A 13219-nucleotide genomic window follows, 5' to 3' on the forward strand; every position below is an offset into this window, starting at 1 on the left:
CTGGTACCTGGAGCGCACGGTGCACTACATCGGGCGGGTGGGGCTGGACTATGTGAAGAAGAAGATCCTGGAAGACGAAGCCGGACGCAAGGCGCTGTGGGAGCGGCTGCAGTTCGCGCTGGACGGGGAGCCGGATCCGTGGTTCGAGTCGAGCCAGGCGTCTGTGGATGTGCGGCAGTTCACGCCGGTGGCGGTGGTGGACGAAGCAACGGACAAGGCCACCCAAGCCGCCTGAACGAGAAGGAAAAACAACCCATGAGCAACAACAGCAACACCAACGAGTGGAAAGTGATCTGCCGCGTCGAGGACATCCCGGTGCTGGGCGCCCGCCGCGTGGCGCGCCCGGTGGGCGTGGACGTCGCCGTGTTCCGCAATGCCGAGAACCAAGTCTTCGCGCTGCTGGACCGCTGCCCGCACAAGGGCGGCCCTCTCTCCCAGGGCATTGTGTTCGGCACCAGCGTGGCCTGCCCGCTGCACAACTGGGCCATCGGCCTCGACGACGGGTGTGCCAGATCGCCCGATGAAGGATGCACGCCGAAGTTCGCGGTGAAGGTCGCCGAGGGCGTGGTGCACCTGGATTCGAACGAGCTCGCCACGCATGCGGTGGAGCTCGAACGCCCGGTCGCGGGGCCGGCCAGCCGCGCCTGCCTTCAGACCGAAGACTCGGCTGCCTGACACAACGAACAACATGAGCCTCACTCTCACGTCTTCGTCGCGCAGCGACGACCGCAACCCAGGCATGGCACCCGCACACGGCCACTGCACGCTCGTCGGTGCCGGCCCGGGCGACCCCGAGCTGCTCACGATCAAGGCGCTCAAGGCCATCCAGTCGGCCACCGTGCTGCTTGTCGACGACCTGGTGAGCGACGAGATCGTCGCCATGGCGCAACCCGGTGCGCGCGTGATCCACGTCGGCAAGCGCGGTGGCTGCAAGAGCACGCCGCAGAGCTTCATCGAGCGGCTGATGATCATGGCCGTGCGCGAAGGCGAGCACGTGGTGCGGCTCAAGGGCGGCGACCCCTTTATCTTCGGCCGCGGCGGCGAAGAGGTCGAGCACCTGGCGCAGGCCGGCATCCATGTCGAGGTGGTGAACGGCATCACCTCGGGCCTGGCCGGGCTGACCTCGCTCGGCGTGCCTCTGACGCACCGCGACCATGCACAGGGCGTCGTCTTCGTCACGGGCCATGCAAAGCCCGGTTCACCGGGCACCGACTGGCAAGCGCTGGCCGCCACCGCGCATGCCGCGCGGTTGACGCTGGTCATCTACATGGGCGTGTCGGGCGCCGGCCGCATCCAGAACGAACTGCTGAGCGGCCTGCCGCCTTCGACGCCGATCGTGGTGGTGCAGAGCGCCAGCCTGCCGACCCAGCGGCATGCAGTGGGAACACTCGCAACGCTGGAGCAGACCATTGCCGACAACGACCTGTGCAGCCCTTCGATCATCGTGGTCGGCGATGTCCTTCAGGGACTGGCCGCCGCGGCGTCTTCCGCGCATCTTGCGCTGGAGAAGGCGGCCTGAGACTCCGGCCTCCCCTCGCCTCTCCTTTCCATTTTTCTTTCGGCTTTTTTCTCTTCAAACCAAAGCAACGCCATGGCCTATTTGCAGCCTTCCGAATTCGTCACCAAGATGGTGGACGCCGGTGAATCCAAGATCTTCATGTCCACGCGGGACACGCTCATCCGCTCTTTCATGGCGGGTGCAATCCTGGCGCTGGCGGCTGTGTTCGCGGTCACCATCAACGTGCAGACCGGCTACTCGATCATCGGAGCCATCCTGTTCCCGGTCGGTTTCTGCATTCTTTACCTGCTCGGCTTCGACCTGCTGACCGGCGTGTTCGTGCTGACGCCGCTCGCGCTCATCGACAAGCGCCCCGGCGTCACCATCGGCGGCGTGCTGCGCAATTGGGGCCTGGTCTTCGTCGGCAACTTTCTCGGTGCGTTCACCGTGGCCGTGCTGATGGCCATCGTCTTCACCTTCGGCTTCACCAGCCCGCCCGACAAGGTCGGCCAGGTGATCGCCACCATCGGCGAGGCGCGCACGGTGGGCTACTCCGACCACGGCGCCGCCGGCATGCTCACGCTCTTCGTGCGCGGCATGCTGTGCAACTGGATGGTGTCGACCGGTGTGGTCGGCGCAATGATCTCGACCTCGGTAACCGGCAAGGTGCTTGCCATGTGGATGCCGATCATGGTGTTCTTCTTCATGGTGTTCGAACACTCGGTGGTCAACATGTTCCTGTTCCCGTCGGCACTGCTCATGGGCGGCAACTTCTCGATCATGGACTACATCATCTGGAACGAGATTCCCACGGTGCTGGGCAACCTCATCGGCGGCCTTTCGTTCACCGGCCTGACGCTTTACGCCACGCACGTGAAGACAGGTCCCAAGCGCGTGGTGCGCTAAGCAAGACACGGCCGCTCGCCGCCGGTGACGATGCGCTCCGCACTCGCGGTCTCGATCGGCCAGCACTCCGACAAGGGGCGCAAGGAAAGCAACCAGGATTTCCACGGTGCCGCCCTGCCGGAGGGGCAAGTCCGCAGTGCCAAGGGCGTGGCCATTGCCATTGCCGACGGCATCAGCAGCAGCGACGTGAGCCATGTGGCCAGCGAGTCGGCGGTCAGGAGCTTTCTGACCGACTACTACTGCACGTCGGACGCCTGGAGCGTGAGCCGCTCGGCACAGCGCGTGCTCACGGCCGCCAACGCCTGGCTGCATGCGCAAACCCAGAACGGCGGCGGCCGCTTCGACAAGGACCGCGGCTACGTCTGCACCTTCAGCGCGCTGGTCGTCAGGTCGACCACCGCGCACGTCTTTCATGTGGGCGACACCCGCGTCTACCGCTGGCATGCGGAGGCGCTCGAGCAATTGACCGAAGACCACCGAGTTTCGGTGGGCGGCGGCCAGAGCTACCTCGGCCGCGCGCTCGGCGTGGGGCCGCATGTGGAGATCGACTACCGGGCCGTTCCCGTCGAGCAAGGCGATGTCTTCCTGCTGACTTCAGACGGCGTTCACGAGCACATCGACGCCGCCGCCATCAAGTCCGCGCTGGATGCGAACCCCAACGACCTGGATGCCGCGGCCCGCAGCATTGCCGAAGAAGCCTACGCCCGCGGCAGCCCCGACAACCTGACGGTCCAGATCGTCAGGGTCGACGCCCTGCCCGATGGCGACATCAACGAGCTGCACGCACAACGCGCCGCGCTGCAACTGCCGCCGATGCTGGAGGCGCGCATGCGCTTCGACGGCTACACGATCATGCGCGACTTGCATCACAGCCATCGCAGCCACATCTACCTGGCGACCGACGACACGGGGCAGCGAGTGGTGCTCAAGACCCCTTCCGTCGACCTGCAGAACGACGAGGCGCACCTGGACCGCTTTCTGCTCGAAGAATGGGTCGCGCGGCGCATCGACAGCGCGCACGTGCTCAAGCCGCACGCCAGCCATCGCAAGCGCAACTACCTCTACGTTGCAATGGAGTTCGTCGAGGGGCAGACGCTGGCGCAGTGGATGGTCGACAACCCGCGGCCGAGCCTCGAATCGGTGCGCGGCATCATCGAGCAGCTTGCGAAAGGATTGCAGGCTTTTCACCGCCTGGAAATGCTGCACCAGGACTTGCGGCCCGAGAACATCATGATCGACCGCACGGGCACGGTGCGCATCATCGACTTCGGCTCCGCATGGGTGGCCGGCCTGGACGACAGCACGCTGGCCGCGCCCGACCAGATACTGGGCACGGTGCAGTACACCGCGCCCGAGTACTTTCTGGGCGAAGGCGGATCGGCAAAATCGGACCTGTTCTCGCTGGCCGTCATCGTCTACCAGATGCTGACCGGACGGCTGCCCTATGGCGCCGAGGCGGCCCGCATCAGGACGCGGTCCGACCAGCGAAATCTGCAGTACAGGTCCGCGCTGGACGCGCAGCGGGCCATTCCGGCCTGGGTAGACGAAGTGCTGCGAAAGGCACTCAACCCCAACCCGCTCAAGCGCTACGAAGTGCTTTCAGAGTTTGTGCAAGACCTGCGGCAGCCCCACCCGGATTTCTTGAACAGCCGCGGCACGCCGCTGGTCGAAAAGAACCCGGTGATCTTCTGGAAATGCACGGCCCTGCTGCTTGGCATCGCGGTGATCGTGCTGCTCGGCTTGCTCAGCCAGCGGGGCTGAGCGTCGGTTTTCCAAAGGCGGGCAAGGTGGCGATGAAGGTTGTCCCTTCTGCGTTGCTCGACTCCACCGTCACCTCACCGCCATGCGCCTTGGCAATCCCCATGATGATGAACAGCCCAAGGCCCACGCTTCTGCCGGTGCCGACAGCCGATCCGCGGACCATCGGCTGGAACAAGGCCGAAATGAGTTCGCTTGGAATGGCGGCGCCCCAGTTGTGGACTGAGACTTCGACGCGCTCAGGATTCACTGAGGTCTTGACGGTGACTTCCCTGTCCGGGTCACCATAGCTCACGGCGTTTGCGACCAGATTGCCGACGAGTTGCGCCATCCGATCCGGGTCGACACGACATGCCCCGCGCCCTTCGGTTTCATGGCGCAACGTCCGATCGGGAAAAGACAAGGCGAGTTCGGCCACGCTCTGGGCGACCACCTCGTGCAGATCGACCGGTTGAGGGTTGATCGCAATGCCCTTCCCCACGCGCGCGACCGTGAAGTCCAGCAGGTCCGACACCAGGCGATTCGCGCGGTCCACCGACTGCGCCATTCGCGACAACACCCGTGCCTGGTTGTCGGTGGGTGCATGCTTGAAGAGAACCTGGATGCCGGTGTGAACGGCCGACAGCGGATTGCGCAGATCGTGGCTCACGATGCCGATCATCTGCTCCGCGAAAAGCGCCCGGTCTTTCGTCTCGGCCTGAAGGCGCTCCACTTCAGCAATATGCGTCTCGAGCTTTTTCCGAGACAGAAGCAGTTCCTGTTCGTACTTGTCGCGGTCTCGTGCCACGAACAGGGCCACTTCCTGGGTGTGGTTAGGCCCGTGCCCGTGGCGAACGACATTCAGAACCATGGGCAGGGTGCTTCCATTCTTGTGCCGGATGTCGAGCTTCAACTCCGAGATGGAGCCTTGCATTTCCAGCAACGGTGCCCAATGGGTCTGGTGAAAGATGCGGGCACCCATGGTCAACAGATCCTGCAGCCGCTTCTTGCCCACCAGATCCGCCTTGTCATAGCCAAGCCAGACGCAGAACGGCTTGTTGACGCGCAGGAAGACGCCCTTTGCGTCCGTCTCGACCAGCCCGCAGGGAGCACCGTCGAGCAGCGCCTCATCGGCAGGCCCAAGCGCTGTCATGAGCGGGCCTAGTAACCGCGCTGCGAGAGAAACGATGCGATCGCGTCGTTGCTGGCGCTCGGCTGGCTCAAGTGCGGACAATGTCCGACGTTGTCGATGATCGTCAGCACGCTGTCGGGCATGACCTTGTGCATGTATTCGCCGACCGCCACGGGAGCGATCAGGTCGTCGTCGCACTGGAGGATCAGCGAAGGCGTTCGCAGTTCGGCAATCGCGTCCCGGTGGTCCGACAGGAAGGTGACGCGCGCGAAATGCTTCGCGATTTCCGGGTCGGTGCGGCAGAAACTGTTGGTCAACTCGACGCCGAGAGCGGGTTGCTCCGGCGCGCCCATGATGGCCGGCGCCATTGTGCTGGACCATCCGAGATAGTTGCTCTCTAGGGTGTGCAGCAACGAGTCGATGTCGGCGCGTTCGAATCCCCCGACATAGTCGCCATCATTGATGTAGCACGGCGATGGCCCGACCATCACGTGCGCCGCAATGAGGCCCGGGCTGGCAAGGTCAGCCAGCACTCCGATCATCGCGCTCACCGAATGCCCCACGAAGATGGCAGGGCCTTCGCCATAGGCCTTCACGATTTCGATCACATCCGCGGCATGGCCGTCCAGCGACGCGTACTTGTCGGGATCGAATGCCTTGAGATCGGAGGCGCCGCTGCCGACGAGGTCGAAAAGCACTGTGCGGTACCTCTTGCGGTACTCGGGTTCCAGGAGGCGCCACATGTTCTGGTCGCAGCCGAATCCATGCGCGAAAAACAGCGTGGCGGGGCCGCTGCCCGCCACATGGACGTTATTGCGATGCTGCAACTGGGCGGTCATGTGTTGTCCTTTGGAGCTCGGTAGTTTTGCAAACCGAGCGAAGTATGCCCGCCCAAATCGGCTGGCAAGCCTCGTCTGGCAAGCATCCTACGTAATCCGTCAGCTCAGCCGTACGAGCTTCCCATCGCGGGCGGTTAGCTTTGTCCGCAGGCGCTAGTGGACCGCTGATCTTTTATTTAAAACCAATATGTTCAGAACGATCCTGGGAGTTGCGGCAAGCCCTCTGGTGGCAATCGCCCTGTTTGGCGCTGGCATCCTCACTGCGATGCTGCACTTGCTTGCCTTGCCTGCGCTGTATCTGTGGGAGCGCTATCTGGAGCACAGGCCCCTCGCGGGCAAACGAGATCGCGACAAAGACCGGATTGACTCCGGAAGTCGAACCGGGAGATGAGTTCGCTCTGCCGAAGTCAGTTCGTCGCGAAGCAGTACATCAGACCAGCGCTGCCGCTCATCTTGAGTTGGTCGACGCTGCAGCCGCGCGTACCGTGCGACGAGTTCCACGAAGCATTGGCTATCGGGTCGGGATTGGTGCCCTTGCGGTCGTGGTGACCCACGATGGCGGAGCCGCCGTCGCTCCTGGTCCAGTTGCCGCAGGTGGTGTCCTTGCCGGGGTCGGCCACGGCCAGTGTGCCGTCAGGGCGCGAGCCGGTGAGGATGTCGTGGCGGTTGACGGGGTCGCCGGCGCCGGAGACAACCTCGCCCTTCTCGGTCAGCGAGGTGTCCTTGCCGACCTTGGCGTTGGCGCTGTGCAGGTCGGCCACGCTGGTGGCGACGACCACACCCTTGGCATTGGTCCAGGGGCCAGTACCGATGCGGTCGCGCGCATTGACAGCCGGCTGCCCGTTCGCGGCAGCGGTGCTCAAATAGGCGCGCCAAGTTTTGTTGCCCGCCCCCGCACTCGTGGCCAGCGACTGGCAGAAGCGGTCGGCTCCGGCCAAGCCTCCGAGGTCGCCGCCCTTGCCGGGGTTGACGCTGGTGATGAAGAAGCTCATGGATTTGCCGCCCGATGACGGACCCATGGCACCGCAACCGATGATCAGCGCGGTGGCTGCAACGGCGGCGCCAGCGGAGAGAAGTAAGCGACTGGGCATCTGGAGACTCCTGGCAGTGTTGGAGCCGGGAGGCTACCGCACCGTCGTGTCAGCGGCAACCCGAGCGCGCCCTCATGCGGCCTGCTTCCACTCCCGCGGCGACAGGCCGCTTTGCGCCTTGAAAGCGCGCGACAACGCGGCTTCGCTCCCATAGCCGACTTCTTGCGCAATGAGCTTGAGCGGACGCCCCTGACGCAATGCCTGCTGCGCAAGACCGACGCGCCAGCGCTGCAGGTACACCCCCGGCGTGCATCCCACGGTGTCGCGGAACTGGATGGCAAACACGCTGCGCGACATGCCCGCTTCGACGGCAAGCGCGTCGAGCGTCCATTCGAGTGCGGGTTTTTCGTGCATGGCCACCACGGCATTGCGCAACCGCGGGTGCGACAGCCCCGCGAGCAGGCCGGAGCGGGTTTGCCCCTTTTCCATCAGGTGCCTGAGCACCTGGATGAGCACCACGTCGAACAGGCGGTTCAGCAGCACCTGCTTGCCGCAGCGCTGCTCGAAGGCTTCTTCGAACAGCAGTTCCAGCACGCCCTCGGTGCCGTCGATTTCTTCCAGCGGCAGGCACACGAATGCGGGCAGCGCGGCCAGGATCGGGTTTGCGGCGCCGCCTTCGAACTGCAGGTGCGCGCAGGCAAAGTCCGCGCCGCGCGCCGCGTCGGTAATGAACCTGTGCGCCATGGGCCGCGGGTACATCAAAAGGCTTGGCCGCTCGATGCGCAGCACCTCCGCGCCGCCGTGACTGACGCCCACCTCCCCGCGGCGCACCAGGTGCAGTTGGCCGGTGGCGCCCTCCCCGTCCAGGTCGTTGATTCCGCACAGCGCGCCGGTATGGAACACCCGCGCGCTGACGGAAAAGTGCGTCAGCAGGGCTTCGAGCCGATCAGGCATGAAATACTCCAAGTCAAGTTATCAGGACTTTTTATCACCAATCGTTTCACCACACACGTAAAGTTCGTTCTGTCGATTCCGACCTGAAACCTCAACCCGAATCAAAGGAAAGAAACATGAACGCCGTTACCCGCATCTTCGCCATGGCCGCTCTCGCCGTCGCCGCCAATGCCGTGTTCGCCGCCGACAAGTCGCCCGTGCGCCAACCGGCCGCCGCGGTTGCAAAAACCGCAAGCTACATCACCACCAAGGACGGCGTGCAGCTCTACTACAAGGACTGGGGTCCGAGGAACGGCCCGGTGGTCACTTTCAGCCACGGCTGGCCGCTGAGCTCGGACAGCTGGGAATCGCAGATGATTTTCCTCGCCTCGAAGGGCTACCGCGTGATTGCGCATGACCGCCGCGGCCATGGCCGCTCGAGCCAGCCCTGGGAAGGCAACGACATGGACCACTACGCCGACGACCTGGCCACCGTGATCAACACGCTCGGCGTGAAGGACGTGACGCTGGTCGGCTTTTCCACCGGCGGCGGCGAGGTGGCGCGCTACGTCGGCCGTCATGGGACCAGCCGCGTCAAGAAGGCGGCGCTGGTGAGCGCGGTTCCCCCGCTCATGCTGAAGACCGAAAAGAACCCGGGCGGGCTCCCCATCGAAGTGTTCGACGGCATTCGCAAGGGCGAGCTGGAGAACCGCTCGCAGCTGTATCTCGACATTGCCTCGGGTCCGTTCTTCGGCTTCAACCGGCCGGGCGCCAAGGTGTCGCAGGGCTCCATCCAGTCGTTCTGGGCGCAGGGCATGCAGGCCGGCCACAAGAATACCTATGACTCGATTGCCGCCTTCTCGGCCACGGACTTCACCGAGGACCTGAAGCGCTTCGACGTGCCCACCCTGGTGGTGCATGGCGACGACGACCAGATCGTGCCGATCGATGCGTCGGGCCGGGCTTCCGCCAAGCTGATCAAGAACGCCAAGCTGATCGTCTATGCAGGCGCACCGCACGGCCTTGCCGACACGCACAAGGACCGGCTCAACAACGACCTGCTGAACTTCATCAAGGAATAAGCAGGCGCGGCGGCAAGCCTTGCCGCCGAACCGACGGCCTCCTGGCGCATGGCGACATGCGCAAGGAGGCCGTGCCGCTTGGGCAACGGCCAAGGGGTGAGGGACGCAGGCGCAAGGGCGCTCAGCGAATGCCCAGCGCGTGGTCCAGCGAAAGGCGCCCGCCGCCGCGGCCCACCAGATACAGCATGAGCGCCGCCCATGAGAGATGCGTCGGCCATGCGTCGGGGTAGACAAAGATCTGAATCACCAGCGTCATGCCCAGCAACGCCAGCGCCGAGACACGCGTGAACAAGCCCAGCACCAGCAGCAAGGGGAACAGATGCTCCGAATAGGCCGCCAGGTGCGCCGCGAGCTCGGGTGGAACGAGCGGCAGCTTGTATTCGGTGCGGAACAGTTCGTAGGCGCTGTCGGTCAGCGTAAGAAAACCTTCGACCTTGGTGCGGCCCGAGTAGAAGAAGATGGCCGCCACAGCCACGCGCGTGGCCAGCGCCAGCACATCGTGCGTCACCACGCGCGTGAGCGTTTCGGCCGCGGCGTTCCAATGGGCGCGCAGGCCGCGATTGCTGCCAGTTGCGATTGGCTCTGACGCCTGGAGATTCGTGCTCATGGTGTTCCTTCGTTGGATGCGGGCGATGAAGATGGGGCGGTGAATGCGCCGGCGCTCAGCAGGCCAGCAAAGATGGCGGCAAGGTCTGCTTGCACATCGGTGGCCATTGCGCGCTCTGCCGCCTGCTGGAGAGTGGCTCCACTTGCGCAGGCATCGAGAAAGACGCAACCGGCCTGCGTGAGCCCTTGCCACGCTACGGCGTCGTACGGCCGTGTCAGCAAGGCACCCTCGCCTTTCCAGGCCAGTTCATCGGTGACTTCGCCCCGCGCGCGGTTGCGCTCCCAGATGCTGAACACCGGCTGGTCGTCGAACCACGCCCAGCGTGCCGCAGGATGAGGTCTGAGAGACAAGGCTGCCATCTGCTCCGGCGATTGGCGGGCTACCCATGCAGCATCGGCGGCGGGCGCGTCCTCTGCGACATGGGCCTCGCGCCAGTGCGTGTCGAGTTGCGCCACGCCTGGCAGGTAGACCAGTTCGGCGGCAGGCTCGAAGCTGTGCAGAAAATCGGCAAAGCCGCTGCCGTAATGCAGAAGGCGTCCGTCTCGCGGCGCTTCGGCATTCACATAGAGCGCGGCGGCGGCGCGAAACCATTCGCTGCCCACCAGCCGCGCGACCGTTGGGAAGTTGGCCGCGAGTGCATCGATGCAGGCCTTCATCACGGTGTTGCGATACACGGCGAAGGCGGGTTGCGCTGCAAGCTCCCGCATCGCGGGGTTCAGCCCTTCGGTTGGCGAGAACAGCGCCTTTGCAAACGCCTGCTGAAACAGGCCATGCGGCGTGGTCATGCGGTGGCCTCCTGCGTTGTGGCGTGCTCGAGTTCGGCGGCGGCCTGGTCGCGCTCGGCCATCAACTCTTCGAAGGCGGGCACGTTGCCATCGCGTTCGATCAGCGTGGGCCGGGCACCGGCGCGTTCGACAAAGCGCCGATACAGCTGCCAGACTTCCGGCGCGATGGGCGCGTCGTGCGAATCGATCAGCAGCGTGTCGCCCAGGTTCGGGTCTGCGTCATGGCCTGCAAGATGGACTTCGCCGACCAGCGCATGCGGGAAACGGTCGATCCAGTCATTGGCTGAAAACCCCAGGTTGCGGGCCGACACGTACACGTTGTTGATGTCGAGCAGCAGCTTGCAGCCCGTGCGCCGCGCCAGCTCGTGAAGAAAGTCGATCTCGTCCCATTCATGCCCATCTACGCGCAGGTAGTGGGACGGATTTTCGATGGCGATGGCGGTGCCCAGCGCGTCCTGGGTGCGCGCCACATTGGCCGCAACGCGGTGGAGCGCGGCGGTGCTGCGCGGAAAAGGCAGCAGATCGGGAAAGTACTGGCCGTTCCATGTGGACCATGCCAAGTGCTCCGACACCAGCGCCGGCTGGATGCGCCGCGCCAGCGCCGCGAGCCGCTGAAGATGCGCGGCATCCGGTTCGGACTCACCCGCCAGCGAAAGCGAGACGCCATGCAGCGAGACCGGATGGCGGGAGCGAATCGCTTCCAGCCACCCGAGCCGCGGGCCGCCCGCCACCATGTAGTTCTCCGGGTGCACCTCGAACCACAGGCCCTCGGTTCGTGCGCCGAGCGCAGGCTCGTAGTGCTCCGGCTTGAGCCCAACGCCGGCCGTGAGGGCTTCTGGCATGGCGGCGCGCGCCGGTCAGGACTTGATGGGAGCCAGCGAACCCATGCCCTTGGGCGTCTTGATCGTGGCGCAGGTGCCGGCCGGCACGTTCTTCCAGGCGTTGCCCTGGTAATCCACCTTCGAAGTGCCCGCGCAGGTGGTGCCGGGGCCGGCGGCGCAGTCGTTCTTGCCTGCCATCGAAACGCCGTAGCACTTCTCCATCGCAGCCATTTTGTCGGCCATGGGTTTGTCTTGCGCAATGGCGGAACCGGCGGCAAGGGCGCCCAGTGCAAGGGCGGTAATGGCGAGAGGACGGTTGATCATGGATGAGCTCCGAAGATGGTTGAACATTTGCAACCGCGCCGGAATGCGCGGTTATTTTTTAGTTCGCCACTTCGGAAGCCGGGGTTACAGCGCTCCTCTCGATCGTCAAAAAAAAATTTTTGCGCGCAGAAACTCAGGCGTCGAACCAATCGCGGGCCGATCGCCCCTGGTCGGGCCCGAGCATCGAGAAGCCACCATCGACCGGGATGTCGGCACCGGTCACAAAGCGCGCGGCGTCCGAGCACAGAAACAGCACCACTTGCGCGACGTCGTCCGGGTCCCCTGCCCGGCCCAACGGATGCAATGGTGCCGCCATGCGGTCGGCATGCGCACGGTCGCCGCCTGCCATGCGGCTCAACGCATCGGACCAGGTCCAGCCGGGCGACACTGAGTTCACGCGCACGCCGCGTGGCGCCAGCGTGGCGGCCTGGTTGCGCGTGAGCTGCAGGATGGCGGCCTTGGCCGCCGGATAAAGCGCACGGTTTGCCGTGCCGAACTTGCCGCCCACGCTGCCCATGTTGACGATGGCGCCGCGCTGCGCGGCCAGCGCATCCGCCGCCTTTTGCACCAGCACCGCGCCGGACACGAGGTTGACGTCCAAAGCGCGCATCCACTCGCCTCGCGTGGCCGCCATGCCGTTGTCGCCGTAGACCACTGCGTTGTTGATGAGAAAGTCGATGCGGCCTTCGCTGGCGAGCACGTCGGCCAGCAACGCATCGAGTGCCGCATCGGATGCGATGTCGCAAGCCACGAAGCGGCAGCGATTACCGAGTTCGGCCTGCAGTGCCTCGCCGCGCACGGCATCGATATCGACAGCCAGCACCTGCGCACCGGCCTGCACAAAGGCACGAACGATGGCGCCGCCGAGCATTGCAGCGGCGCCGGTGACGATGGCAACCTTGCCTTGCAGACTCATGGCGTGCCTTTCGGTTCTTTCATGTCCTTGGGACCTTCATTGTTCTTCATGCGTGCAATCGCTTCATCGACAAGCATCACATCCGCGAGCATGGCCAGGGTTTCCAGGCTGGCCGCATGCAGGTGCGGCTGCGCGGTGCTGCATGCATCGGCCGCCACCGCCACGTCATAACCCAGGTCGCTGGCGTGGCGCGCACCGTGCTCGACCACGTGGTTTGTCGCAATGCCCGCCACGTACAGCCGCGTGGCACCGGTGCTGCGCACCACCTCTTCGAGCCCGCTGGCCCAGAACGGATTGTTGCGCTTGTGGGTGACGATTGCTTCGCCGGGCAGCGGCGCCAGTTCGCCGTAGAACTCCGCACCCCACTGCCCGTCGAGCACGGCACCGGTTTCGGCGACACGGCGGAACAGCATGCTGTTGCGCAGGCAGTCCGCATACCCTGGCGCGAAGGCGATGCGCACGAAGATGACCGGCACGCCGCTCGCACGTGCGCCGGCAATCAGCCGCGCGGCAGAAGCGATCAGGCGTGGCCGCGCGGGGTCGTCGGCGGCCACGCCCACCCGCACCTTGCCGTCCACGTGCAGCACGTCGTTCTGGTAGTGCATGGC

At 64.9% G+C, this 13219-nt stretch carries 16 protein-coding genes; 6 read left to right on the forward strand and 10 right to left on the reverse strand.

The window, feature by feature from the left end; all coding sequences use genetic code 11:
* The 5 genes from V9K97_RS14865 to V9K97_RS14885 form a co-directional block, all read left to right on the forward strand.
* A partial coding sequence (locus V9K97_RS14865) for a hypothetical protein (protein ID WP_337318954.1) occupies nt 1-235 on the forward strand: 235 nt, incomplete at its 5' end.
* Nucleotides 236-255: 20 nt separating this feature from the next.
* On the forward strand, nt 256-675 hold the full coding sequence (nirD, locus tag V9K97_RS14870) for a nitrite reductase small subunit NirD (RefSeq protein ID WP_337318956.1): 420 nt from the start codon (nt 256-258) through the stop codon (nt 673-675).
* A gap of 64 nt (nt 676-739) precedes the next feature.
* Entirely contained in the window at nt 740-1519 is a 780-nt protein-coding gene (cobA, locus tag V9K97_RS14875) for a uroporphyrinogen-III C-methyltransferase (protein WP_337319139.1), read from the forward strand.
* A gap of 72 nt (nt 1520-1591) precedes the next feature.
* On the forward strand, nt 1592-2404 hold the full coding sequence (locus tag V9K97_RS14880; protein ID WP_258506356.1) for a formate/nitrite transporter family protein: 813 nt from the start codon (nt 1592-1594) through the stop codon (nt 2402-2404).
* Nucleotides 2405-2434: 30 nt separating this feature from the next.
* Nucleotides 2435-4165, forward strand: coding sequence for a bifunctional protein-serine/threonine kinase/phosphatase (locus V9K97_RS14885; RefSeq protein ID WP_337319140.1), 1731 nt, complete (start codon nt 2435-2437; stop codon nt 4163-4165).
* Here the strand turns inward: V9K97_RS14885 and V9K97_RS14890 are convergent.
* From V9K97_RS14890 to V9K97_RS14905, 4 genes are all read right to left on the reverse strand, one after another.
* Complete coding sequence (locus V9K97_RS14890; protein ID WP_258506359.1) at nt 4149-5294, reverse strand: PAS domain-containing sensor histidine kinase; 1146 nt, start codon at nt 5292-5294, stop codon at nt 4149-4151. The genes V9K97_RS14885 and V9K97_RS14890 overlap by 17 nt on opposite strands.
* 8 nt (nt 5295-5302) lie before the next feature.
* Nucleotides 5303-6112 carry an alpha/beta fold hydrolase gene (locus V9K97_RS14895; protein ID WP_337318958.1) on the reverse strand — a complete coding sequence of 270 codons (810 nt, stop codon included), beginning with the start codon at nt 6110-6112 and terminating at the stop codon, nt 5303-5305.
* Between the two features lie 407 nt (nt 6113-6519).
* Entirely contained in the window at nt 6520-7203 is a 684-nt protein-coding gene (locus V9K97_RS14900) for a hypothetical protein (protein WP_337318960.1), read from the reverse strand.
* Between the two features lie 72 nt (nt 7204-7275).
* On the reverse strand, nt 7276-8097 hold the full coding sequence (locus V9K97_RS14905) for an AraC family transcriptional regulator (protein WP_258506362.1): 822 nt from the start codon (nt 8095-8097) through the stop codon (nt 7276-7278).
* 116 nt (nt 8098-8213) lie between these two features.
* Here V9K97_RS14905 and V9K97_RS14910 point away from each other — a divergent pair, with 116 nt between their 5' ends.
* Nucleotides 8214-9158, forward strand: coding sequence for an alpha/beta fold hydrolase (locus V9K97_RS14910; RefSeq protein ID WP_337318963.1), 945 nt, complete (start codon nt 8214-8216; stop codon nt 9156-9158).
* Between the two features lie 121 nt (nt 9159-9279).
* On the opposite strand, the gene V9K97_RS14915 is transcribed toward V9K97_RS14910, so the two are convergent.
* From V9K97_RS14915 to V9K97_RS14940, 6 genes are all read right to left on the reverse strand, one after another.
* On the reverse strand, nt 9280-9765 hold the full coding sequence (locus tag V9K97_RS14915; protein ID WP_258506364.1) for a DoxX family protein: 486 nt from the start codon (nt 9763-9765) through the stop codon (nt 9280-9282).
* Nucleotides 9762-10550, reverse strand: coding sequence for a DNA-binding domain-containing protein (locus V9K97_RS14920; RefSeq protein ID WP_337318965.1), 789 nt, complete (start codon nt 10548-10550; stop codon nt 9762-9764). The genes V9K97_RS14915 and V9K97_RS14920 overlap by 4 nt, the downstream gene beginning before the upstream one ends.
* Nucleotides 10547-11392 (reverse strand): MNIO family bufferin maturase, encoded by an 846-nt coding sequence (gene bufB / locus V9K97_RS14925; RefSeq protein ID WP_337318967.1) that lies wholly within the window; start codon nt 11390-11392, stop codon nt 10547-10549. Before bufB ends, V9K97_RS14920 begins: the two co-directional genes overlap by 4 nt.
* 15 nt (nt 11393-11407) lie before the next feature.
* Nucleotides 11408-11695, reverse strand: a complete 288-nt coding sequence (locus V9K97_RS14930) for a BufA1 family periplasmic bufferin-type metallophore (protein ID WP_258506368.1) — start codon at nt 11693-11695, stop codon at nt 11408-11410.
* Nucleotides 11696-11828: 133 nt separating this feature from the next.
* A complete protein-coding gene (locus V9K97_RS14935) occupies nt 11829-12611 on the reverse strand; it encodes an SDR family oxidoreductase (protein WP_337318968.1) in 783 nt (260 codons plus the stop codon).
* Complete coding sequence (locus V9K97_RS14940) at nt 12608-13216, reverse strand: cysteine hydrolase family protein (RefSeq protein WP_337319141.1); 609 nt, start codon at nt 13214-13216, stop codon at nt 12608-12610. Before V9K97_RS14940 ends, V9K97_RS14935 begins: the two co-directional genes overlap by 4 nt.
* Between the last annotated feature and the right edge of the window lie 3 nt (nt 13217-13219).

Origin of the sequence: Variovorax sp. CCNWLW186 (assembly GCF_037203865.1) — a bacterium.
Classification (GTDB): Bacteria; Pseudomonadota; Gammaproteobacteria; order Burkholderiales; family Burkholderiaceae_C; genus Variovorax.